Annotated in this window: 23 protein-coding genes; 17 read left to right on the top strand and 6 right to left on the bottom strand. The window is 67.4% G+C overall.

The window, feature by feature from the left end; translation table 11 throughout:
• Position 1: 1 nt before the first annotated feature.
• Positions 2–160: a twin-arginine translocase TatA/TatE family subunit gene (gene tatA, locus Q8T13_12605; protein ID MDP3718596.1), complete on the bottom strand. Its 159-nt coding sequence runs from the start codon at positions 158–160 to the stop codon at positions 2–4.
• A gap of 238 nt (positions 161–398) precedes the next feature.
• Here tatA and Q8T13_12600 point away from each other — a divergent pair, with 238 nt between their 5' ends.
• Genes Q8T13_12600 through Q8T13_12590 form a run of 3 tightly spaced genes read left to right on the top strand, consistent with a single transcriptional unit; the run spans position 399 to position 3,983 of the window.
• Entirely contained in the window at positions 399–1,292 is an 894-nt protein-coding gene (locus Q8T13_12600) for an energy transducer TonB (protein ID MDP3718595.1), read from the top strand.
• A 9-nt stretch (positions 1,293–1,301) separates the two neighbouring features.
• Positions 1,302–2,384: an alpha/beta fold hydrolase gene (locus Q8T13_12595; protein MDP3718594.1), complete on the top strand. Its 1,083-nt coding sequence runs from the start codon at positions 1,302–1,304 to the stop codon at positions 2,382–2,384.
• Entirely contained in the window at positions 2,385–3,983 is a 1,599-nt protein-coding gene (locus Q8T13_12590; protein MDP3718593.1) for a peptide chain release factor 3, read from the top strand. It begins immediately after the preceding gene.
• A 91-nt stretch (positions 3,984–4,074) separates the two neighbouring features.
• Here the strand turns inward: Q8T13_12590 and groL are convergent, their stop codons facing one another.
• The 4 genes from groL to Q8T13_12570 form a co-directional block, all read right to left on the bottom strand.
• Positions 4,075–5,706 (bottom strand): chaperonin GroEL, encoded by a 1,632-nt coding sequence (groL, locus tag Q8T13_12585; GenBank protein MDP3718592.1) that lies wholly within the window; start codon positions 5,704–5,706, stop codon positions 4,075–4,077.
• An 18-nt stretch (positions 5,707–5,724) separates the two neighbouring features.
• On the bottom strand, positions 5,725–6,027 hold the full coding sequence (gene groES / locus Q8T13_12580) for a co-chaperone GroES (GenBank protein ID MDP3718591.1): 303 nt from the start codon (positions 6,025–6,027) through the stop codon (positions 5,725–5,727).
• A 294-nt stretch (positions 6,028–6,321) separates the two neighbouring features.
• Positions 6,322–6,534 carry a helix-turn-helix domain-containing protein gene (locus Q8T13_12575; GenBank protein ID MDP3718590.1) on the bottom strand — a complete coding sequence of 71 codons (213 nt, stop codon included), beginning with the start codon at positions 6,532–6,534 and terminating at the stop codon, positions 6,322–6,324.
• A complete protein-coding gene (locus tag Q8T13_12570; GenBank protein MDP3718589.1) occupies positions 6,527–7,465 on the bottom strand; it encodes a phosphoribosylaminoimidazolesuccinocarboxamide synthase in 939 nt (312 codons plus the stop codon). The genes Q8T13_12575 and Q8T13_12570 overlap by 8 nt, the downstream gene beginning before the upstream one ends.
• 114 nt (positions 7,466–7,579) lie before the next feature.
• Between Q8T13_12570 and Q8T13_12565 the strand changes: the two genes are divergently transcribed.
• The 4 genes from Q8T13_12565 to Q8T13_12550 are packed head-to-tail and all read left to right on the top strand — an operon-like array spanning position 7,580 to position 12,670.
• Positions 7,580–8,587, top strand: a complete 1,008-nt coding sequence (locus Q8T13_12565; GenBank protein MDP3718588.1) for a lysylphosphatidylglycerol synthase transmembrane domain-containing protein — start codon at positions 7,580–7,582, stop codon at positions 8,585–8,587.
• The gene (gene nrdR, locus Q8T13_12560) at positions 8,584–9,048 is read left to right on the top strand and encodes a transcriptional regulator NrdR (GenBank protein MDP3718587.1); all 465 of its coding nucleotides are present in this window, start codon (positions 8,584–8,586) and stop codon (positions 9,046–9,048) included. The genes Q8T13_12565 and nrdR overlap by 4 nt, the downstream gene beginning before the upstream one ends.
• Before the next feature lie 5 nt (positions 9,049–9,053).
• A complete protein-coding gene (locus tag Q8T13_12555; protein ID MDP3718586.1) occupies positions 9,054–11,303 on the top strand; it encodes an ATP-binding protein in 2,250 nt (749 codons plus the stop codon).
• Positions 11,300–12,670, top strand: coding sequence for a sigma-54 dependent transcriptional regulator (locus tag Q8T13_12550; protein ID MDP3718585.1), 1,371 nt, complete (start codon positions 11,300–11,302; stop codon positions 12,668–12,670). Before Q8T13_12555 ends, Q8T13_12550 begins: the two co-directional genes overlap by 4 nt.
• Before the next feature lie 30 nt (positions 12,671–12,700).
• On the opposite strand, the gene ftcD is transcribed toward Q8T13_12550, so the two are convergent.
• The gene (gene ftcD, locus Q8T13_12545) at positions 12,701–13,624 is read right to left on the bottom strand and encodes a glutamate formimidoyltransferase (protein MDP3718584.1); all 924 of its coding nucleotides are present in this window, start codon (positions 13,622–13,624) and stop codon (positions 12,701–12,703) included.
• Between the two features lie 50 nt (positions 13,625–13,674).
• Here ftcD and Q8T13_12540 point away from each other — a divergent pair, with 50 nt between their 5' ends.
• Genes Q8T13_12540 through Q8T13_12495 form a run of 10 tightly spaced genes read left to right on the top strand, consistent with a single transcriptional unit; the run spans position 13,675 to position 22,016 of the window.
• Positions 13,675–14,532 (top strand): hypothetical protein, encoded by an 858-nt coding sequence (locus Q8T13_12540; GenBank protein MDP3718583.1) that lies wholly within the window; start codon positions 13,675–13,677, stop codon positions 14,530–14,532.
• A complete protein-coding gene (locus Q8T13_12535; GenBank protein ID MDP3718582.1) occupies positions 14,529–15,518 on the top strand; it encodes an RDD family protein in 990 nt (329 codons plus the stop codon). Before Q8T13_12540 ends, Q8T13_12535 begins: the two co-directional genes overlap by 4 nt.
• Positions 15,515–15,982, top strand: a complete 468-nt coding sequence (locus Q8T13_12530; protein MDP3718581.1) for a phosphatidylglycerophosphatase A — start codon at positions 15,515–15,517, stop codon at positions 15,980–15,982. Before Q8T13_12535 ends, Q8T13_12530 begins: the two co-directional genes overlap by 4 nt.
• Positions 15,967–17,241 carry a competence/damage-inducible protein A gene (locus Q8T13_12525; GenBank protein ID MDP3718580.1) on the top strand — a complete coding sequence of 425 codons (1,275 nt, stop codon included), beginning with the start codon at positions 15,967–15,969 and terminating at the stop codon, positions 17,239–17,241. The genes Q8T13_12530 and Q8T13_12525 overlap by 16 nt, the downstream gene beginning before the upstream one ends.
• Positions 17,241–17,876, top strand: coding sequence for an RNA 2',3'-cyclic phosphodiesterase (thpR, locus tag Q8T13_12520; GenBank protein ID MDP3718579.1), 636 nt, complete (start codon positions 17,241–17,243; stop codon positions 17,874–17,876). Before Q8T13_12525 ends, thpR begins: the two co-directional genes overlap by 1 nt.
• Positions 17,852–18,424 (top strand): glycerol-3-phosphate 1-O-acyltransferase PlsY, encoded by a 573-nt coding sequence (gene plsY, locus Q8T13_12515; GenBank protein ID MDP3718578.1) that lies wholly within the window; start codon positions 17,852–17,854, stop codon positions 18,422–18,424. Before thpR ends, plsY begins: the two co-directional genes overlap by 25 nt.
• Positions 18,421–19,422 carry an NAD(P)H-dependent glycerol-3-phosphate dehydrogenase gene (locus Q8T13_12510; GenBank protein ID MDP3718577.1) on the top strand — a complete coding sequence of 334 codons (1,002 nt, stop codon included), beginning with the start codon at positions 18,421–18,423 and terminating at the stop codon, positions 19,420–19,422. Before plsY ends, Q8T13_12510 begins: the two co-directional genes overlap by 4 nt.
• Positions 19,423–19,439: 17 nt before the next feature.
• Positions 19,440–20,363 carry a signal recognition particle-docking protein FtsY gene (ftsY, locus tag Q8T13_12505; protein MDP3718576.1) on the top strand — a complete coding sequence of 308 codons (924 nt, stop codon included), beginning with the start codon at positions 19,440–19,442 and terminating at the stop codon, positions 20,361–20,363.
• Complete coding sequence (ribD, locus tag Q8T13_12500) at positions 20,357–21,442, top strand: bifunctional diaminohydroxyphosphoribosylaminopyrimidine deaminase/5-amino-6-(5-phosphoribosylamino)uracil reductase RibD (protein MDP3718575.1); 1,086 nt, start codon at positions 20,357–20,359, stop codon at positions 21,440–21,442. Before ftsY ends, ribD begins: the two co-directional genes overlap by 7 nt.
• Complete coding sequence (locus Q8T13_12495; protein MDP3718574.1) at positions 21,405–22,016, top strand: riboflavin synthase; 612 nt, start codon at positions 21,405–21,407, stop codon at positions 22,014–22,016. Before ribD ends, Q8T13_12495 begins: the two co-directional genes overlap by 38 nt.
• The last annotated feature ends 49 nt before the right edge of the window (positions 22,017–22,065 follow it).

Below are 22,065 nucleotides of genomic sequence, written 5' to 3'. Positions count from 1 at the left end.
ACTACTTTTCGTCGGTGCTCTCTTGCTTCATTCCGCTCTTGAAGTTCTTGATGCCCTGGCCAATGCCCTTGCCGAGCTCCGGCAGCCGGTTGGCGCCAAAAATGAGGATCACAATCGCCAGAATGATGAGCATTTCCGGCAATCCGAGTGGGCCAATCAAACCAAGCATGAGTGCTCCTTAAGGCCGCGACAGACTGCGACCGTAGAGCGATTGTAGCACCTGGGCGCAACTGTGGTGTCCGGCTTTAGCCGGACCGGCACGGTCCGCCTGAAGGCGGACGCTACATGGTGTGAAGCCATTTGTCCCCAATTGGCGTCAAATGGGTATGGCGCTGGCTTTGCACTTGTCAGCCCATAACCCGTCGGTCAGAATGGCCGTGGGTCCAACTATTTAGCTCATGGCCGAATCCACACCGAAGCGACCTGACGCGACTTCCCGGTCGGCGCCGCTGTACGTCACCGACCGTCCGGCGGAACTGCGTTTCACGATCGCCGAACGCAAGTCGGGCTTCGGTGTCGGCGCCTCGGTGGCCGCGCATGTGGCGGTGGGCCTGATCATGCTGCTGGCCGTGCGGTTTGGGCCCCAGCCGAGCGCAGCGGAATTCATTCCTGACGCTCCCGTCAACGACATCGTCTGGCTGGCGACGCCTGGTCCCGGTGGCGGTGGCGGTGGTGGCGGCAACAAGGCGCCTGAGCCGCCGCGCAAGGCGGAGCTGCCGGGTAAGGACAAGATCACCGTTCCGGTGGAAAAGGCGCCCACGCCAACCCCGGAGCCGCCCAAGCCCGAGCCGCCGCCGGCGGAACTGTTGATTCCCGCGCAAACAATGGCGGCGGCCGAGCAGACCCTGCCTGGCGTCATCCAGCCCAGTGTGCCCGTCGTTTCGGAGTCGCAGGGCGCCGGCTCGGGCGGCGGAGCGGGAACCGGCACAGGGCAGGGGATTGGCTCTGGCCAGGGCTCAGGCCTCGGCGCGGGGTTTGGGGGCGGCACCGGCGGCGGCGCCTACCGTCCAGGGGCGGGGATCACCTTGCCGGTCGTCCTGCGCGAAGTCAAGCCCGCCTACACCGCCGACGCGATGCGCGCCAAGGTGCAGGGCTCGGTCTGGCTCGAGTGCATCGTGATGCCCGACGGCTCGGTTGGCGAGGTCAAGGTCACCCGATCGCTCGACCCGATCTTCGGCCTCGACCAGGAAGCCATCAAGGCGGCCAAGATGTGGCGCTTCCGCCCCGGCATGCGCCAGGGAGACCCCGTGCCCGTCATCATCACGATTGAGCTGACGTTCACGCTCCGGTAGGATTCGCGCATGATGCGCGTGCTACTCCTGCTGGCCTTGGCCGCCGTCGCGGCCCCGATGAACGCTGTCGCGCAGGTGGTCCAGGCCACCTATCCGGCTCCAGTTGAAGGCGATTACGTCGCGCGCGGCTACGTCTTCACGAGCGGCGATCGCATCCCTGAAGTCAAGATTCACTACCGCACCGTCGGCGCTCCGCGCAAGGATGCCGACGGCGTGGTGCGCAACGCCGTGTTGATCCTGCACGGCACGGGTGGCACGGGCGCCGGCTTTCTGAGCCAGACATACGGCGGGCGCTTGTTCGGCAAGGGGCAGCCGCTCGACGCCGAGAAGTACTTCATCATCCTGCCCGACAACGTCGGCCACGGCCGGTCGAGCAAGCCTAGCGATGGGCTTCGGATGAAGTTCCCGCGTTACGGCTACGCCGACATGGTGAAACTACAGCACCTGCTGGTCACCGAGGGGCTGGGACTCACGAACCTGAAGCTGGTGATGGGCACGTCGATGGGCGCGATGCACGCGTGGAACTGGGGCTACATGTATCCCGGCTTCGCGGCGGGCCTGGTGCCGCTCGCCAGCAACCCGGTGGAGATTGGCGGCCGCAACCGCGTGTGGCGCAAGATGCTGATCGACGCGATTGTGACGGATCCGACGTGGCAGGACGGCAACTACACGGAGCAGCCGCGAGGCTTGTCGAGCGCGATCGGGTTCCTGCTGATGGCGACCAGCGTGCCGCTGCAGTGGCAGAAGCAGTTCCCGACCCGTGAGGCGACCGACCAGTGGCTGGCCGGCCAGATTGCCAGCCGCTCGAAGGCGACCGACGCCAACGACATGCTGTACTACTACCGCGCCATCGAAGACTACAACCCGGCGCCGCACCTGTCGAAAATCACGGCGCCGCTTCTGGCCATCAACTCGGCCGACGACTTCGTGAACCCGCCCGAGCTACCGATGATGCAGGAGCTGATCAAGCAGGTGAAGAATGGGCGGTTCATCCTGCTGCCCATCACCGACGAGACCCGCGGCCACGGCACCCATTCGATTCCGGCGATCTGGGGCGGGGAACTGGTAAAATTCATCGCAGAGATTCACTGATTGACCACTGCTGCCTCCATTGATTCCACGCTGAAAGCCGAAGTCGCGCGACGCCGCACGTTCGCCATCATTTCCCACCCGGACGCGGGCAAGACCACGCTCACCGAGAAGCTGCTGCTGTACGCCGGCGCCATCGAGCTGGCCGGCGCGGTGCGCGGCCGCAAATCCGAACGCGCGGTCGTCTCCGACTGGATGGACATCGAGCGCGAGCGCGGCATTTCGGTGACGTCGGCAGCCGTCGAGTTCGACATCGGCGAGCACCACCTGACGCTGCTCGACACCCCGGGCCACAAGGACTTCAGCGAAGACACCTACCGGACGCTGTTTGCCGTGGACGGGGTCGTGATGGTGATCGACGCCGCCAAGGGCATCGAAGCGCAAACGCGCAAGCTGTTCGAGGTGTGCAAGCTGCGCAAGCTGCCGGTGCTGACCTTCATCAACAAGCTGGATCAGCCGAGCCGCGACCCGTTCGACCTGCTCGACGAGATCGAGCGCGTGCTGGGCATTCACGCGGTGCCCATGAACTGGCCGATCGGCAGCGGCGATCGCTTCCGCGGCGTGTTCGACCTCGAGAACTCGATCGTGCACTTCTACGAGCGGAAGGGCCGCGCCCAAGAGGCGCCGGTGCAGGTGTCGAACGCGCACGACCCGCGGCTCGCCGAGCTGCTGGGGCAGGAGCCGTGGCAGCACTTGATCGACGAGACGTCACTCGTCACCGGCGCGGGCACCTCGTTCGATCACCAGGCCTATCTCGACTTCAAGCACACGCCGGTGTTCTTCGGCAGCGCGTTGTCGAACTTCGGTCTCGAGCCGTTTCTGAAAGCGTTGACCGAGCTGGCGCCGCCGCCGCGTCCCCGCATGAGCGACCAGGGAATGATCGCGCCCGAGTCGCCGAACTTCAGCGGGTTTGTCTTCAAGATTCAGGCGAACATGAACCGCCGCCATCGCGACCGCGTGGCGTTTCTGCGCGTGTGCTCCGGCGTCTTCGAGAAGGACATGGTGATCACCAACGCGCGGCAGGGCACGGAGATCCGCGCGTCGCGGCCCTATCGCTTCTTCGGCGGCAATCGCGAAACCATCGAGCGGGCGTACCCGGGAGACGTGGTCGGCCTGGTGAATCCGGGCCAGTTCGGCATCGGCGACACGCTGTACCACGGCTTCGCGCTGAAGTACCCGGCCATCCCGCGCTTCCCGGCCGAGCATTTCGGCATCGCCCGTCTGCGCGACGTCCGCTTCAAGCAGTTTGACGATGGCATTCGGCAGTTGGAGGAGGAGGGCCTGATGCAGGTCCTCTATCCCACCGTGGGGCGGCGCGAGCCGATCCTGGGCACGGTCGGTCCGCTTCAGCTCGAAGTGTTGAAGGCGCGCCTCGAGAACGAATACAACGTGATGTGCGACGTGGACTCTCTGCCGTACAAGGCTGCGCGCTGGGTGGTGGGGCCGGCCGACAAGGTAGCCGCGATGTCGGCGTCAACGGCGGGCACGCGCAGCGCCACCGATCGCGAGGGCCGCCCGATGATCCTGTTCGAGTCAGAATGGGCGCTCGAGTATTGCGAACGCAACAACCCTGGCGTTCAGCTACTGGCGGTCATGCCCTGAAAAGAAAAGGCCCGGAAGCAATAGCTCCCGGGCCTTTAGACTTTCCCTTTGGCACCTTTGGCACCTTTGGCACCCTAGGCACCCTAAGGTGTTAGTACATCCCGCCCATACCGCCGCCGGGCATTCCGCCGCCGCCCGGGGCTTCCTTCTTCTCTTCCGGAATGTCGCAAATCAGCGCTTCCGTGGTGAGGAGCAGTGAAGCAATGGACGAGGCGTTCTGCAGCGCGTTGCGGACCACCTTGGCGGGGTCGATGACGCCGGCCTTGACCAGGTCCTCGAACACTTCGGTGGCGGCATTGAAGCCTTCGTCGCCCTTGCCGTCCTTGACCTGGGCCACGATGATCGAGCCTTCGAGGCCTGCGTTGGTGGCGATCCAGCGGCAGGGCTCTTCGATCGCGCGGCGAATAATCTGCACGCCGATCTTCTGGTCACCCTCGAGCTTGAGGGTGTCGAGCGCCTTGCTGGCGCGCAGCAGCGCCACGCCGCCGCCGGGCACGATGCCCTCTTCGACGGCCGCCTTGGTGGCGTGCATCGCGTCTTCGACGCGAGCCTTCTTTTCCTTCATCTCGGTTTCGGTGGCCGCACCGACCTTGATGACGGCGACGCCGCCGACGAGCTTCGCCAGGCGTTCCTGGAGCTTCTCGCGGTCGTAGTCGGACGAGGTCTCTTCGACCTGGACGCGCAGCTGCTTGACGCGGCCTTCGATGGCCTTGCCTTCGCCGGCGCCTTCCACGATGGTCGTGTTGTCCTTGTCGATGGTGACCTTCTTGGCCTTGCCGAGGTCCTCGAGCTTGATGTTCTCGAGCTTGACGCCGAGGTCCTCGGTCAGGGCCTTGCCGCCGGTGAGGATCGCGATGTCTTCGAGCATCGCCTTGCGGCGGTCACCGAAGCCCGGGGCCTTGACGGCCGCGGCCTGCAGCGTGCCACGCAGCTTGTTGACGACCAGGGTCGCCAGCGCTTCGCCTTCGATGTCTTCGGCGATGATCAGCAGCGGACGGCCGAGACGGGCCACCTGCTCGAGCACGGGGAGCAGGTCCTTCATCGAGCTGATCTTCTTTTCGTGGATCAGGATGACGGGGTTCTCGAGCACCACTTCCATGCGTTCGGGGTCGGTCACGAAGTAGGGCGACAGGTAGCCGCGATCGAACTGCATGCCTTCGACCACGTCCAGCGTCGTCTCGAGGGTCTTGGCCTCTTCAACGGTGATGACGCCGTCCTTGCCGACCTTTTCCATCGCTTCCGCGATGATCTTGCCGATGGTCTCGTCGCCGTTGGCGGAGATCATGCCGACCTGGGCAATCATGTTGCCCTTGACCGGCTTGGACATCTTCTTGATCTCGGCGGTCATGACTTCGACCGCCTTCTCGATGCCGCGCTTCAGTTCCATCGGGTTGGCGCCGGCTACGACGTTCTTGGCGCCTTCACGGTAGATCGCCTGGGCCAGCACCGTCGCCGTCGTCGTGCCGTCGCCGGCCGTGTCGGACGTCTTGCTCGCCACTTCGCGCACCATCTGGGCGCCCATGTTCTCGAGCGGGTCGCGCAGCTCGATTTCCTTCGCCACCGTCACGCCGTCCTTGGTGATGGTGGGGGAGCCGAACTTCTTGTCGAGGACGACGTTGCGGCCCTTGGGGCCGAGGGTCACCTTGACCGCGTCGGCCAGCTGGTTCACGCCGCGGAGGATCGCCTGGCGGGACTGTTCGCCGTAAATAATCTGCTTAGCCATGTATATGAATCTCCGTCGTTACTTCTTTTTCCCGCCCTCGATCACCGCCAGGACTTCGTCCTCGCGCATGATGAGGTAATCCTCGCCGTCGACACGCACTTCCTGCCCCGAGTACTTGCCGAACAGGATGGTGTCGCCTTCCTTGACGTCGAGCGCAATGCGCTTGCCGTCCTTGTCAGCCTTACCAGCGCCGACAGCCGTCACCTTGCCCTGCTGCGGCTTTTCCTTGGCCGAGTCCGGGATGATGATGCCGCCAACCTTCTGTTCTTCTTCCTCAGTGCGCTGCACGAGGATGCGGTCGTGGAGCGGTCTTAAAGCCATGCTGTTGCTCTCCGTCTCTAACGTTTGCTGGTTATGTAGCGTGATGGTTCTTTGGCAGTCGACTGCCCTGTTAGCTAGCAGTCGACATGCACGACTGCTAATGATAGCGGAGGCCGCAGAGGGCGTCAAGGCGTGCCCTGCGGCCGGGGTGGCGGGGGCTCGCTTCGCTCGTGGGGCTCGGCCTTCGGCCTTCGTCGGGCTCGCTATGCGTCGTAGGGCCCCACGAGGCGCGTAGCGCCGAGCCCCACGAAGAGCCCGGAGGGCTCGAGCCCTACGCGCCGCGAAGCGGCGCGCCTACAGGGACCGGACGCGAATCTTCAGGTCTTTCACCTTGCGCGTGAGGGTGTTGCGGTGCACGCCCAGCGTGTCGGCGGCTTTGCACAGGTTGCCGTCGTGTTTGTCGATGACGCAGCCGATGAAGCGCTTCTCGAACTCGCGCTGCGCGTCGGCGTAGTGCACGCCCCGTGTCACCATCTCGGCAACCAACTGGTCCAGGAGCTTATTCACCCCTGTCCCCCGTAGCCTCGGCGGAGGGGGAGGCGGTCACCAACTCCTGGCCCGTCAGCCGGCGATAGGCGTCCATGTACTTGTCGCGGGTGCGCGCGACCACGTCCGCCGGCAGGGACGGGACCGGCGGCTGCTTGTTCCACTTGATCGACTCGAGGTAGTCGCGGACGTATTGCTTGTCGAAGCTCGGCTGGGGACCGCCGGGCGCATACCGGTCCTTGGGCCAGTAGCGCGACGAATCGGGCGTCATCATTTCGTCGATCAGCAGCAGCTCGCCGCTGTCGGTCAGGCCGAACTCGAACTTGGTGTCGGCCAGGATGATGCCCTTGGATTCGGCGTGCGCCACGCCGTGGGCGTAGAGCGCGAGCGTCAGTTTCTTGAGCCGCGCCAGCAGCTCCGCGCCGACCACCTGCGCGGCGGCCGCTTCGCTGATGTTCTCGTCGTGGCCCGAGTCGGCCTTGGTCGCCGGCGTGAACAGCGGCTCGGGCAAGCGGTCCGACTCGCGCATCCCCGACGGCAGCTTGATGCCACACACTTCGCCGGTCGCCAGGTAGTCCTTCCAGCCCGAGCCCGAGAGATAGCCGCGGGCCACGCATTCCACGGGCAGGGGATTGGTGCGCCGGGACAGCATCGACCGGCCCTCGAGCTGCGCCGCGTACGTCTGCGCGGCGGCGGGGTAGGCCGGCACGTCGATCGACAGCATGTGGTTCGGCACGATGTGGCCGGTGCGGGCGAACCAGAACGCCGACAGCTGGTTCAGGACGCGGCCCTTGTCGGGGATGCCTGAACCCAGCACGTAGTCGAATGCCGAAATGCGGTCCGTCGCCACCAGGATCAGGGCATCGTCTATGGCATAGACATCACGCACCTTCCCGCGGCGGACCAGGGACAAGCCATCAAGCTGGGTATCTAAGAGAGGTTGTGAAGGCACGGGCGCTCGTGTGAAAGGAAGGCAACATGGTAACGGCCCGGCGGACCATGCGCAAGACGCCAATGTGCTGGGGTGCCGCGCCCAATCGATACCTCATGTAGTATGGACGGTGGTTTGCGCATCGTCCTTCGGACACTGGTCATCCTTGGTCTGGCGGTTGGGCTTCTGTACCTCTTCCTGCGAAATGCGGACTTGGGCAAGGTGCTGACGTCGGTCAGGGCCGCGCGGGTCGATCTTCTGGTGGTCTCGGTGGTGATGACGTGCGTGACGTTCTTGATTCGCGCCGAGCGCTGGCAGTACCTGCTCGCCCCGCTGGGGCCGACCCGTTTCATGGTGGTGTTGCGAACCACCGTCATTGGGTTTGCCGCGTCGGCGGTCTTGCCCGCCCGCGCCGGCGAAGTGATTCGCCCGTATTTGCTTGCCCGCAAGGAAGGGCTGAGCGCCACGGCCGCCTTCGCCACGATCATCGTCGAGCGCATCCTCGACCTGGTGGCGGTGTTGCTGCTGCTGGCGGCGTTCCTGCTGTGGTTCGATCCCGGGCTGGAGTCGCGCGATTCGGCCATGTTCAGCGCCATTCGCTACGGCGGCTTCGTCATGGCGCCGGTGGCGCTCGGGATGCTGGTGGTGATGTTCGTGATGGCCGGCCACCCCGAGCGGTTGCACGGGTGGCTGCTCAAGGCCGAGCGGGTCTTACCCGCGCGGATCGCGACGTGGATCGCACGACTGGCGCGAACGTTCGCTGAAGGATTTGCCGTGCTGCGCAGTCCGTGGCGGGTCGTGGCCGCCCTCGGCTGGTCGATCGCCCTGTGGGTGGTGGTCGCCGGCGGGTTGTGGGCGGTGGCGGTGGCCTTCCGCATCGACATGCCGATGACCGGCAGCTTGCTGATGCTTGCGCCGCTGGTGGTGGGCGTGGCGGTTCCGACGCCGGGCGGCGTCGGCGGCTTTCACGAGGCGTTCCGGCTGGGCGCGACCTCGTTTTTCGGGGCCGATAACGACACCGCCGTCGGGGCGGCGATTGTCCTGCACGCCATCGGCGTCGTGCCGGTGGTGATCGCGGGCATGATTTTCACGATCCAGGAGGGCCTGAAGATTGGCGGCCTGGCGAGAGGAGACCTCGGGTGAAATGTCCGTTCTGCGGTGAACTCGGCGACAAGGTGGTCGATTCGCGCGAGAGCCGCGAGGGCGATGTGATTCGCCGCCGCCGCCAGTGCCTGAACGACACGTGCCGGAAGCGCTTCACGAGCTACGAGCGCATCGACGAGATTCCGTACATGGTCGTGAAGAAGGACGGCACGCGCGAGCGGTTCGAGCGCCAGAAGCTGATTGGCGGCCTGCTCAAGGCCTGCGAGAAGCGGCCGGTCAAGGTCGCCGACATCGAAGAGATTGCCGACATGGCCGAGCAGCTTCTGATTGAGAAGCCCGAGCGCGAGATTCCCGGCAAGGACCTGGGCGCGCTCGTCATGCAGGAACTGAAGCGCCTCGACCAGGTCGCGTACGTGCGGTTCGCCTCGGTCTACCGCGACTTCCGCGATGTGGACGACTTCGTGCAGGAAGCGCGCGCCCTGCGAGGCAGCAAGGAATAGGCCCAGTGGCGTCCGCCAAGCCCCGCGCGCCGGTGCGGGCGCGCCGACCGTTCCGCGACAACCCGCCACTAATCCTGGCCGGCATCGTCATGCTGCTCGTCGCGCTCGGCGGCATTGTCTGGCTGGCCGATCGCACCTCGACGCTGTCGCCCGACTTCCTGACCGAAGTCGTGCTCTACGCGCTCTACGCCACCAACATCACCATGCTCGTCGCGCTCGGCTTCGTGCTGGCGCGCAACGTGATCAAGTCGGTGTTCGACGGCCGCAGCGGCCTGCCGCTCGGGCGCTTCCGCGCCAAGCTGGTGCTCGCGTTCCTCGGCCTCACCGTCATTCCCGCAGTGCTGGTCTTGATTGTCGGCAGCCGCGTCGTGCTGACCGCGGTGGACCGCTGGTTCAACACGCCGATGGAAGAGATCCTGTCCGGGGCGAACAGCATTGCCGCCGACTACTACCAGGAGCGCGAACGGCTGGTCACCGAGCAGGCCGGGCGGCTGGCCCGCGAATTGGGGGCTATCGACCTGACCACCGCCGACATGACGCGGGTGCAAAACATCGTGGCGCCCGAAGTCACTGGCCCGCGCGTGGCGGTGGTGCAGGTCTACCGCGCCGACCGCGTGCCGGGCCAGCCGCCGAGCGTGGTGTCGCTGGTCGATGTCGCGGCACCGGCCATGCCGCAGGGGTGGGCGCGCGGGTCGGCCGATCGCCTGGCCGGCCGGGCCGCGAGCGGGACCGAAAACGCGCCGAGTGTCCTCGAGCAGCTTGCCGGCGGGGGAGACCTGCTGCACGTCGGCGAGGCCGTCCGGAACGGGGCCGGACAAGTGACCGGCGCGGTGGTGGTGAGCGAGTACCTGTCGGGCGAACGTGCGGAGCGGGCGCGCCGCATGACGAAGGCCTACGAGGACTACACCCAGCTGCGGGTCTTGAAGCAGCCGCTCGCCGGCGTCTACGTGTCGTTCTTCGTCATGGTCACGCTGCTGATCCTGGTCGGTTCGACCTGGATGGGCCTGTACCTGGCCAAGCGCATCACCCGTCCGGTGCAGATGCTGTCGGAAGCCGCCAAGGAGATTGGCGCCGGCCACTACGATCACCGGATCGCCCACGAGGGGACCGACGAGTTCGGCTCCATGGTCGAGGCGTTCAATGCCATGGCCGCGGAAGTGGCGTCGACCCGCCGCCGGCTGGAACGCGCCGGCATCGACCTCGAGCGCAAGCACGAAGAGGGCGAAGGCCGCCGCCGCTATATCGAGGCCATTCTCGAGCGCATTGCCACCGGCGTGGTTTCGATCGATCGCTCCGGCCGCATTGGCACCATCAACCCCTCGGCCGTGCGCCTGCTCGAGGTCGATGCCGCCGTCGTCGGCAGTCCCGCGGTGGACGTGTTTGCGCGCCCCGACCTGGCGGTGATCAACGACGTGCTCGACCAGGCAGCCAAGGCGCGGATGGATTCGTTCGCGCAGGAAGTGGCGCTGGTGCGGGACGGCCGCGAGCGGCACGTGGTGGCGGCGGCGACGCGGGTGCCTGGCACCGACGGCGGCTTCGACGGCACCGTGCTGGTGGTCGATGACGTGACACCGCTGATTCGCGCGCAGAAGGTGGCGGCGTGGCGCGAGGTGGCGCGCCGGCTGGCGCACGAGATCAAGAACCCGTTGACCCCGATCCAGTTGTCGGCCGAGCGCCTGCGCCGCAAGTTGAGCGACGTGGCGCCGCCGCTGCAGGACCTGGTGCAGGAATGCACCGCGACCATCATCGGCGAGGTCGAGTCGCTCAAGGGCCTGGTTGACGAGTTCTCGCAGTTTGCCCGTATGCCCGCACCCCGCGCGGTGCCGACCGAACTGCACGACCTGTTGAACACCACGCTCGCGCTGTACGACGGGCTGTTCGCCTCGGTCACCTTCGAGAAGCGCTACGACCCGGGCGTCGGCCAGGTGCGGGTCGACCCCGAGCAGATGAAGCGGGTCATCATCAACCTGGTCGACAACGCGATTGAGGCGATGGGACGCAGCGGCGCGATTGTGGTCGAGACCGCCCGGGACGTGCCGAACAGCCTGATCCGGGTGGTGGTGGCCGACACCGGCCCCGGCATACCGTCGGCCGAGCGCGACAAGCTGTTCCTGCCGTACTACTCGACCAAGGGCCGCGGCAGCGGCCTCGGCCTGGCCATTGTCCGGCGCATCGTCGCCGAGCACGGGGGCAGCATCGACGTGTTCGACAACGTGCCGACCGGAACCCGGTTTATCATCGAGCTACCAGCCTGATGCCGTCCATTCTTGTTGTTGACGATGAACCCGGCGTGCGCTCGTCGATCAGCGGGGTCCTGAAAGACGAAGGCTTCGAGGTCGAGAGTGTCGGCACGGGCGAGGAATGCCTGGAGCGGGCGAACAGCGATGCCTTTGACGTGATCGTCCTTGACATCTGGCTGCCCGGCCTCGACGGCCTGACCACGCTGCAGCGGCTGCGCGAGCGCCAGATCGATTCCCAGGTCGTCATCATCTCGGGCCACGGCAACATCGAGTCGGCGGTGCGCGCCATCAAGATGGGGGCGTTCGACTTCATCGAGAAGCCGCTGTCGCTGGAGAAGACGGTGCTGGTCGTGCGCAACGCGCTGCGGCAGCGCGATCTCGAGGCCGAGAACCGCGTGCTGCGGGCCAAGGTCGATCGGCAGCAGAACTACACGATGGTTGGGGACAGCCCCGCCATGGCGCACTTGCGGCAGCAAGTGTCCCTGGCCGCACCGACCAACGGTCGCGTCCTGGTCCTGGGCGACAACGGCACCGGCAAGGAGTTGGTGGCCCGGCTTATCCACCAGAGCAGCCGGCGCAAGAGCGGCCCGTTCATCGAGGTGAATTGCGCCGCCATTCCCGAGGAACTGATTGAGTCCGAGCTGTTCGGCCACGTGCGCGGAGCGTTCACCGGCGCCGTCGCTGACAAGCCGGGGCGGTTCGAGCAGGCCAATAACGGAACCATCTTCCTGGACGAGATCGCCGACATGAGCCTCAAGACGCAGGCCAAGGTGCTGCGGGTCCTCCAGGAGCAGGTGATGGAGCGCGTCGGCGGCACCCAGCGGATCAAAGTGGACGTCCGCGTGGTCGCGGCGACGAACAAGGATCTGGTCGGCGAGATTGCCGCCGGTCGCTTTCGGGAAGATCTCTATTTTCGGCTCAATGTGATCCCGATCTTCGTGCCGGCCTTGCGCACGCGTCAGGACGATATCCCGCAATTGGCCGATCACTTCATGGCCTTGCTGGCCACGGAGTACGGCCGCAAACCAAAGCGGCTGGCGCCGGAGGCGGCGGCGCGGCTGCGCCAGTATTCGTGGCCGGGCAACGTGCGCGAATTACGCAACGTCATCGAACGCCTGATCATCATGGTGTCGGGCGACACGATCACGGCGCAAGACCTGGGCTTCCTCGGCCGCGACGGTGTGCCCGACGCGCCGGCGTCACCGGGTCCGGCGCGACCACTGTCCGAGGCGCGCGACGAGTTCGAGAAAGACTACATCCTCAAGACCCTGGCGTCGCATCAGGGCAACATGTCGCGCACGGCCGAAGTGCTCGGGGTCGAGCGCTCGAACCTGTACAAGAAGCTGCGTGCCTTCGGTGTCACGCCGCGCACCGAGAAATAGCAACCACGAAGGACGCGAAGCGCACGAAGCCTAGGTTGGCTTCTTCGTGTCCTTGGTGTCTTCGTGGTTGAGTTTGTTCTCGAGAATCTGGCCGCTGGAGAATCCTTCGAGACGCAGGAAGTACTCCGCCGTTTGCGTGAGCGCCGCCGACGGCACCAGCCCGACGATCTCGCTCTCGAGCACCTGCACCCCATAGCGCTCGGCCTCGCGCTTCACCAGGTCGAACACCCGGTAGATCGGCGTCTTTTCGTAGTTGGTGAGGTTCATCGACACCTGGACGATGCCGCGGTCTTCGAGCGGAATGCCCATGGCCTTGACGAAGCGCAAGCCGCCGCTGCTCATGCGGATGGCCGACGCAATCTTCTTCGCGACCTCCAGCCGGTTGGTGGCCAGGTTGATGTTGTAGGCGATGAGCGGCATGCGCGCGCCGATCACCGACGCGCCGGCGGTCGCGTGCGGCGCGGCCGGACCAAAGTCGGGCGCCCACGCCGGCTGCCTCATCTTGGCGGCCAGCCCCTCGAACTCGCCCCGGCGAATGTCCTCGAGGTTCTTTCGGGCGGCGTTGGTCGACGCGTCCTCGTACAGGTAAACCGGCAGTTGGTACCGCGTCGCCACGTCGGCCGCGATGGCCTTCGCCAGCGCGACGCACTCGGCCATGGTCACGCCGTCGATGGGAATGAACGGCACGACATCCACGGCGCCCAGCCGGGGGTGCTCACCCGTGTGCGTGCGCAGGTCGATGGCGGCGATGGCTCCTTCGAACAGCCTGGGGATGCCGGCGGCCAGTCCTTCAGCGGTGCCGGCCAGCGTGAAGACAGAACGGTTGTGGGTGGCGTCGGACTGGACGTCGAGGACGCGCATGCCAGCAACGCCGCGGAGCGTGTCGGCCAGGGCGTCGATGACATCGAGGCGGCGACCTTCGCTGATGTTAGGAACGCATTCAATGGTCGGCATGGCTATCCATTGTAGGTCAGGGTAAGTGCTATAATCACCGTCACTTACCCATGGCCGACCCGCACACGTCAGGCCCTCGCCGGCCTGAGGCGCTGCCCGCTGAAGACGAGGGGCGTATCGAGCATCTGCTCGTGACGGGTCTCGATCACTATTTTGCCGGTGAGTTCGACGCCGCGGTCAACCTGTGGACCCGCGTGCTGTTCCTCGATCGCAACCACGATCGCGCGCGGGCGTATATCGATCGCGCGCGCAGCGCGCAGGCGGAGCAGCAGCGCATTTCCGAGGCGCTCGTGCACCAGGGCCTCGAAGCGTTCGATCGCGGCGAGGTGGTGCGCGCCCGCGCGCTGCTGAGCGATGCCCTGGACCAGGGCGCCTCGCACGACGTGGCGCTCGGCGTGATTGGACGCATCGATCGCCTCGACGTGGGCCAGCGCACCTCGTCGCACGTGGCGCCGGCGGGCCGCGAACGCGCCCGGGTCAGGCCCGCGACCACCGGTCAGCCGACCGAGGAGCCGCGCTCGCGCAGCCTGGTGTTGTGGCTGCTGACGGCGGCGGCGATTGTGATCGTGGCCGCCATTTCGTTTGTCGTCGTCACGCCGAACGGCCTGGCCGACTGGTTCCCGGTCCAGGCCACCGCCGGGACGCCGGTGACCGCTTCGGTCACGCCGGCGCCGCTGCCCGTGCCGGCGCCCACTGAAACCTACCTGGTCCAGGGCCGCGCGCTGTTTGGGAGCGGCAAGTTGCGCGACGCGCTGCGCGTCCTCGACCGCGTGCCGCTCGGCGACTCGTTACGCCCGGATGCGGATCGCTTGCGCGGCGCGATTCAAACCGAGCTGCTGGCGATTGCGATCGCCGAGGCCTCGGCGCCCGCGCCCGCCGTCCCGTCCACCGAGCCGCCCCGCGAATGAAGTGCCCGAAGTGCGGTTACCTTGGGTTTGAGACCACCGACCGGTGCCGGAACTGCCAGTACGACTTCTCGCTGTCGCCCTTCAGCACCGAGCCCGATCTAGCCCTGCGACCAGACCCGGCCTCGGAATCGTCCGGTGACTTCGAGTTGCCGGCCATCAAGCGGCAGACCGACAACCTCGCCGCTGGGGCGCTGGATCTCGATCGCCTGTTTGGCGATGCCGAGTCCGGCACGGCGGTCGCATCCGAACCCCGGTCCGGCGCTCTCGAACCCTCAGCCCCGTCGTTGATGTCGCTCGCCGAGCCCCACGCCCGGGCCGAGCCGGAGCACGAGCCGCCAGACGTGCCGGCGGATCCGAACGCGCTGCCGTTCGATGACGCGCCGCTCCTGCCACGCGCGGCGCGCACGCCGCTGGCCGTGCGCCGCGCCACCCCCGAGATCCCGCGCAACCGGCCACGGACCACGCGGCCAGTCCGCATGGAAGCGCCGCTCGCGTTCGAGCCGGCGCCGGCGCCGCCGACCAGCGCCGAGGTCAGCGCGCTGACTGCTGAAACCGTGGCCTCACTGATGCAGGCGCCGACGCTGGCGGCGCGGGTTGGCGCCGGCGTGATCGACCTCGCCCTGCTCGCGGCGGTGGACGCCGCGGTGTTGTTTCTCACGCTGCGCATTTCCGGGCTGCAAACGACGATCGAGGATCTGCGGGTCATTCCGGTGGCGCCGTTCGCCGCCTTCCTGGCGCTGCTGGCGTTCGGCTACGTGGCGGCGTTCACCGTGGCCGGCGGACAAACCATTGGCAAGATGCTCCTCGGGCTGCGGGTGATTGGCGACGACGGCCGGCCGATCGACGCGGCCGGTGGCGTGTTGCGGGCGGTTGGCTGCATGCTGGTGCCGGCCACGCTGGGGCTGTCGTACGTGCCGGCGTTCTTCAGCAGCGATCATCGCGCCTTGCACGATCGTCTGGCGGGCACCCGCGTGGTCAGCGAATGAACCAGTTGGCGTTGTTTGTGGCCACCTTTGGCTACGTCGGGTTCTTCCCGATCGCTCCCGGCACCGCCGGTTCGCTGGCGGCCCTGGCGCTGTTCGCCTTCGTCCGCTGGGTGGGGATGCCGGCGTTCGAACTGGGAACCATTGCCGTGGTGCTGGCGGCGGGCATCTGGTCGGCCAACGGCGCCGAGCGCGCCCTCGGCCGCAAGGATCCCGGGCCGGTCGTGATCGACGAAGTACTCGGGATGTTGATCACGCTGGCATTGCTGCCGGTGTCGCTCGCCGGCGTCCTGGTCGGATTCCTGCTGTTCCGGCTGTTTGATGTCGTCAAGCCGTACCCGGCCGGCCGCCTGGAGCACCTGCCCGGCGGCTACGGCATCATGCTCGACGACGCGATGGCCGGGGTGTATGCGTACCTCGTGCTGCGCCTGTGCATGTGGTGGATGCCGTCGTGGCTGATCGCGTAGACTCCCGCCCCCTCGACGCGACCATCATCGCCGTTGGCAGCGAGCTGCTCACGCCCGAGAAGACCGACACCAACTCGCTCTTCATCACCCAGGTGCTGAACGATCTCGGCATCGCCGTGACGTGCAAGGCGATCATCGGCGACCACCGCGGCGAGCTCGCGTCTTACCTTGCGCACGCCTTGCATCGGCACCGCGTGGTCGTGATGACTGGTGGCCTCGGTCCCACCGACGATGACCTCACCCGCGAGGTGGTGGCGGGCCACCTGGGGCTGTCGATGCGCGAAGACCCCGTGATCATCGAGGCGATCGAGCGGCGGTTTGCCTCGCGCGGCTGGAAGATGCCGGCCGTCAACCGCCGCCAGGCCCAGGTGCCGAGCGGCGCGACCGTCCTCGACAACCCGAACGGCACCGCGCCCGGACTATGGCTCGAGCACGACGGGGCAGTCATTGCCTTGCTGCCGGGCCCACCCCGCGAGATGCAGCCGATGATGGCCGGCGAGGTGCGGACACGCCTGGCCGCCCTCGCGGGCGACACGCGGCTGTTTCGCCGCCTGGTGCGCGTATCCGGTAAGGGCGAATCCGCGGTCGAGGAAGTCGCGCAGCCCATTTACTCGCGCTGGCTGGCGCAGCACCCGGCGATCGACACGACCATTCTTGCCGGGCTTGGCCAGGTCGAGCTGCACCTGGTGCTTCAATCCGCCGACGCGCCGTCGGCGGCGGCGGCGCTGGACGCAGCGGTCGATGAGTTGACGCGCGCACTCGGTCGCGACGTCGTCAGCACCAACGGCGCGTCGCTCGAGGCCACGGTGGGCGAGTTGCTGCGCGCGCGCGGCTGGCGCGTGGCGCTCGCCGAATCCTGCACCGGCGGTCTGGCCACGTCGCGGTTGACCGACGTGCCGGGGAGTTCCGACTACGTCGAGCGCAGCATCGTGGCGTACAGCAATCAAGCCAAGGTTGACCTGCTTGGCGTGCCCGCGTCGTTGATCAGGGAACATGGCGCGGTCAGCGAGCCGGTGGCCGCCGCCATGGCCGAAGGCATTCGCGACCGCGCCGGCGTGCAGGTCGGCGTCAGCATTACCGGCATCGCCGGGCCCGGCGGCGGCAGCGCCGAGAAGCCGGTCGGCACCGTGTGCATTGCCGTCGCCGGCGCGGCCACACACGTGCGCACGTTCCGGTTCCCCGGCGGGCGCGACATGGTCAAGGCCATGTCGGCAAACTGGGCCATCGACCTGTTGCGCCGCTCGTTGCTGGGAGGCTGATGTTCGCGAGGGTCTTTGTCGCCATTGATGTCGGCGATGCCGTTCGCGCCGAGGCCGCCCGGGTCATCCAGGTCATCACCAACAAGATCGACGCCGTGAAGACGCCGCCGAAGATCACCTGGGTCAGGCCGGCGGCGATGCATGTGACGCTGCGGTTCATCGGCGAGGTTGACGAGGCGGCGCTGCCGGCGCTCTGCGAGCAGCTGTCCCCGCCCTACGACATGGCGCCGTTCGAGGTCGAGTGGCGCGGCATCGGCGCGTTCCCGTCGCCGCGTCATCCGCGGGCGCTGTGGCTCGGGGTGGTCGCCGGCGGTTCGCCGCTCGGCGCGCTCGAGGCCGAGGTGAGCCGGCGGCTCGCGGGCACGTTCGATCCCGAGTCGCGGCCCCTGCTGCCGCATCTCACGCTCGGGCGCATCAAGATGGCCGGGGCGGGTGTCGATTGGCCCAAGGTGCTGCAGTCGGTCGAGGTGCGCGGCGCGCGATCGGTGGTGGATCGCGTCACCCTGTATCGCAGCCATCTGACACGGCCCTTCGACAGGCTCAGGGTCGCCCCGAGCGCAGTCGAGGGGCGAGGGCCGCACTATACTGGACTGGTCAGTGCGCCACTCGTATGGACCTCCTTCCCGCCATCCTGATCGGCTACGCCGTCGGCTCGCTGCCGATCGGCTACCTCGTCGCGCAGTCGGCGCGTGGCGTGGACCTGCGCCAGGTCGGCAGCGGTAACGTCGGCGCGGCGAACGTGTACCGCACCGGCGGATGGCGCATGGGGCTCGCCGTGATGCTCGCCGACGTCACCAAGGGCGCCGGCGCGGTGTTGGTGGTGGGCCCGGGGCCGGCGGGGGTGGCGGCCGGGGTGGCCGCCGTGGTGGGCCAGATCTATCCAGTCTGGCTGGGCTTCAAAGGCGGCAAGGGCGTGGCGACCGCCAGCGGCGTGTTCGGGGTGCTGGCGCCGTGGCCGACGGCGATTGCCGCGGCGGCGTTCGGGTTGACGGTCGCCCGCACCCGCTTCGTCTCGCTCGGTTCCATCGTCGCCGCCGTGCTGCTGCCGGTGATCGAGTGGTCGACGCCGGGCCTGCGCGCGGTCGACCTCGGCGCCACCATCGTGGCGGCCTTGATTCTGTTCCGTCACCGCGGCAATGTCGCCCGCCTGTGGTCGCGAACCGAACGCGCATTAGGGACATGACACACACCATCGGGGTGTTGGGATCGGGTAGTTGGGGCACGGCGCTGGCCGTGCACCTGGCGCGGACCGGGCACGACGTCCGCCTGTGGGCCCGGGACGCTGCGCTCGCTACGCAGATGGCGACGACGCGGGTCAACGCGACGTATTTACCGGGCATCGAACTGCCGCCGTCGCTGGGGCCGACCCATGCGCTCGAAGACGCGCTGGTCGGCGCTCGGTTCGTCGTCGTTGCGGTGCCGTCGCACGGCGTGCGCGACGTGATGCGGGCGGCCAACCCGTTCATGGCAACCGGCTGCAACGTGGTCAGCGCGACCAAGGGTCTCGAGCAGGGCTCGATGCTGCGCATGTCGGAGGTGCTTCGCGCCGAATGTCCTGCCGGTGTCGAGGTGGTGGTCCTGTCGGGCCCGAGCTTCGCGATCGAGCTGGCGCGCGAACTGCCAACCGCCATGGTCGCCGCTGGGGCATCGTCTGCCGCCGTCGAGATGATCCAGGCCCACTTCCGGTCGAACTCGCTGCGGCTGTATGGCAGCAGCGACGTGGTCGGCGTGGAGATCGGCGGCGCCCTCAAGAACATCATTGCGATTGCGGCCGGAGTGGTCGAAGGCCTCGGGCTCGGTCACAACGCACTGGCGGCCCTGATCACGCGTGGCCTGGCCGAGCTCTCCAGGCTCGCGGTCGGCCTGGGCGCCCAGCGCGAAACCATGGCCGGCCTCGCGGGCCTGGGCGATCTCGTGCTGACGTGTACTGGCGATCTCAGCCGGAACCGGCAGTTAGGGATGGCGCTGGCGCGCGGTGAATCGCTGGCGCAGATACTGGCCCGGACGAAGACGGTCGCCGAAGGTGTGCGCACGACCGAGGCGGCGCTGGCGCTCGGCGCCCGCCATGGGATCGAGCTCCCGATTGCCCAGGGAATGTCCGACGTGCTGGCGGGCCGCAGTGACCCGCAGACCGCGATCAGGAACCTGATGGGCCGCAAGCAAAAGCTGGAACACGCGTAGAAAGATCTGACCAACGAATGGGCCTTTTTGACAAGTTGAAGCAGGGGCTGCAGCGCACGACGCAGCAGCTGGTTGACAAGTTTGAAGACATCGTGCGGCTCGCCGACGCTACCGAGGCGCGCACCCGCGACATCGATGCCGAGACCGCCGAAGCGCTCGAAGAGGTGCTGCTGATGGCCGACGTCGGCGTCGCCGCGTCGGGCGAAATTGTCGGCGCCGTCACACGGCGGCAACGTCGCGGCGAGAGCCTGCGCGAGCTCGTGAAGCAGGAGATGTTGCGCGTACTGGAAGCGACGACCCCGCTGGCTCCGCCCACGGTGAAGCCGCACGTCATGCTGATCGTCGGCGTCAACGGCGTCGGCAAGACCACCACGATCGGCAAGTTGGCGAATCAGTTGAAGCGCGAGGGCCGCACGCCGCTGATTTGCGCGGCCGACACCTTTCGTGCCGCGGCGGTGGACCAGTTGCAAATTTGGGCGGATCGCGCCGGCGTCGAGATGGTCCGCGCGCGCGAGGGGTCGGATCCGGCGGCCGTGGTGTTCGACGCGATCACGGCGGGCAAGGCTCGCCAGCGCGACGTCGTGCTGGTCGATACCGCCGGCCGGCTCCATACGCGCACCAACCTCATGAACGAACTCGACAAGATCCGGCGGGTGGCGAGCCGCGAGGTGGCCGGGGCACCTCACGAAGTGCTGCTGGTGCTCGATGCCACCGTCGGGCAGAACGGCCTGGCGCAGGCCCGCGAGTTCACCAGCGTGGCCGGGGTCACCGGGATCGTGTTGACCAAGCTCGATGGCACCGCCAAGGGCGGCATCGCGGTCGCCATTGCCCACGACTTGAAGCTGCCGATTCGGTACATCGGCGTCGGCGAAGGCGTGGACGACTTGCTGCCGTTCTCGCCGCGTGAATACGTCGACGCCATCTTCCAAGAGAAATGGTGAGCGACGCCGATTACATGCGGCGCGCGTTGTTTCACGCCCGGCGGGCCGAGGGTGTCACGACGCCCAATCCGATGGTGGGCGCCGTGGTGGTCGGCACCGACGGCGTGATCGTCGGCGAGGGCCGGCACCCTCGCGTCGGCGATCCACACGCCGAGGTGTTCGCGCTGCAGGCCGCCGGGGAGCGCGCGCGCGGCGCGACGCTCTATGTGAATCTCGAGCCCTGTTGTCACGTCGGCCGCACCGGTCCATGTACCGATCGCATCATCGGCGCCGGCATCGCGCGGGTGGTCGCGGCCATGACCGACCCCAATCCGCTGGTCAGCGGGCGGGGCTTTACGCAGTTGCGCGCGAGCGGCATCCAGGTGGAGGTGGGGCTGCTCGGCGAGGACGCCGCGCGCCTCAACCGGGCCTTCACGACCGTGCAGACCGCGGGACGGCCCATGGTGACCGTAAAGGTCGCCACCAGCCAGGACGGCAAGATCGCGGCGGCCCCCGGGGTGCGCACCGCGATCACCTCGTCGGCGGCCAATCGCCGGACCCAGCGCCTGCGCGGAGCGGTGGACGCCGTGGGGGTGGGGTCGGGCACGGTCCTGGCCGATGATCCCGTGCTGACGGCCCGCGACTCTTACCGCTTGCGGCCGCTGGCGCGGGTGGTGTTCGACCGCCGGCTGCGCACGCCGTCCAGCGCGCGCCTCTTCTCGACGCTGGCCGCTGGCCCGGTCATAATAATCAGTACGGCTGAGACGGTGGCGCAGCAGCCGGGTCGCGCCGACGCCTTGCGGGCGGCGGGCGCCACCCTGGTGGCAGGCACCGGCGACCTGGCCACCGACGTCCGGGCGCTGCTGGCGTGGGACATCTCAGCGTTACTGCTCGAGGGGGGCGGCGCTTTGCATGCCGCGGCCTGGCGGGCGCGTATCGTCGACCGTGTGATTGTGATTGTGGCGCCCACCGAACTGGGTGAGCAGGGCGCCAAGGTGTTCGACGGACTGCCGGTGCCAATGTCGCAACTCATTCCAGTGCGGGTTGAGACGCTCGGGCCGGATGCCTGGATGGAAGCAGATGTTCACGGGGATCGTTGAGGCGGTCGGCACGCTGGCCGAGGTCAAGGGTACGGGGGGCGGATACCGCGTGCGCATCCACACGCCGCTCGCCACCGAGCTGAAGCTGGGCGACAGCGTGGCCGTGAACGGGGTGTGCCTGACCGTCATCCTGATTGACGGCGAGCACGTGCTGGCCGACGTCGGCCCCGAAACCGCGCGCGTCACGACCTTTGGCGCGTTGCAGCGCGGGCAATCGGTCAATCTGGAGCGGCCGCTCCGGTTCGACGGCCGCGTCGATGGTCACTTCGTCCTGGGCCACGTGGACGGGGTCGGGACCGTCGAAGACGTCCGGCCCGAAGCCGAGTCGCATTGGGTGACGATTGCCTTTCCCCCCGGGCTGGCCGCGTATTTCATTCGCAAGGGTTCGGTCGCCGTCGACGGCGTCAGCCTCACCGTGGCCGGCCTTGGCGAGCGGCAGTTCGACGTGCAGGTGATCCCGTTTACCTGGCGGACGACGACGCTCAAGCTGCTGCGGGCCGGCGACAAGGTCAACCTCGAATGCGACTTATTCGGCAAGTACGCGGTCCGCGCCATGGAACTCAGGAAGTCATGACCACTACGAAGCCCCAAGCCGCCAGCCCCAAGTCGCGGGCCCTGAAGAT

This window comes from Acidobacteriota bacterium (assembly GCA_030697165.1).
GTDB lineage: Bacteria > Acidobacteriota > Vicinamibacteria > Vicinamibacterales > UBA2999 > 12-FULL-67-14b.
The sequence above is the reverse complement of the archived record's forward strand: the minus strand, read 5'-3'. Positions and strand labels throughout refer to the sequence as shown.

Bases quoted from the DNA above. Each gene is read 5' to 3' on its own strand.
- Q8T13_12600 (MDP3718595.1), top strand. From the start codon at position 399: ATGGCCGAATCCACACCGAAGCGACCTGACGCGACTTCCCGGTCGGCG.
- Q8T13_12595 (MDP3718594.1), top strand. From the start codon at position 1,302: ATGATGCGCGTGCTACTCCTGCTGGCCTTGGCCGCCGTCGCGGCCCCG.
- groL (MDP3718592.1), bottom strand. From the start codon at position 5,706: ATGGCTAAGCAGATTATTTACGGCGAACAGTCCCGCCAGGCGATCCTC.
- groES (MDP3718591.1), bottom strand. From the start codon at position 6,027: ATGGCTTTAAGACCGCTCCACGACCGCATCCTCGTGCAGCGCACTGAG.
- ftcD (MDP3718584.1), bottom strand. From the start codon at position 13,624: ATGCCGACCATTGAATGCGTTCCTAACATCAGCGAAGGTCGCCGCCTC.
- Q8T13_12540 (MDP3718583.1), top strand. From the start codon at position 13,675: ATGGCCGACCCGCACACGTCAGGCCCTCGCCGGCCTGAGGCGCTGCCC.
- Q8T13_12535 (MDP3718582.1), top strand. From the start codon at position 14,529: ATGAAGTGCCCGAAGTGCGGTTACCTTGGGTTTGAGACCACCGACCGG.
- Q8T13_12530 (MDP3718581.1), top strand. From the start codon at position 15,515: ATGAACCAGTTGGCGTTGTTTGTGGCCACCTTTGGCTACGTCGGGTTC.
- thpR (MDP3718579.1), top strand. From the start codon at position 17,241: ATGTTCGCGAGGGTCTTTGTCGCCATTGATGTCGGCGATGCCGTTCGC.
- plsY (MDP3718578.1), top strand. From the start codon at position 17,852: ATGGACCTCCTTCCCGCCATCCTGATCGGCTACGCCGTCGGCTCGCTG.
- Q8T13_12510 (MDP3718577.1), top strand. From the start codon at position 18,421: ATGACACACACCATCGGGGTGTTGGGATCGGGTAGTTGGGGCACGGCG.
- ftsY (MDP3718576.1), top strand. From the start codon at position 19,440: ATGGGCCTTTTTGACAAGTTGAAGCAGGGGCTGCAGCGCACGACGCAG.
- ribD (MDP3718575.1), top strand. From the start codon at position 20,357: ATGGTGAGCGACGCCGATTACATGCGGCGCGCGTTGTTTCACGCCCGG.
- Q8T13_12495 (MDP3718574.1), top strand. From the start codon at position 21,405: ATGCCTGGATGGAAGCAGATGTTCACGGGGATCGTTGAGGCGGTCGGC.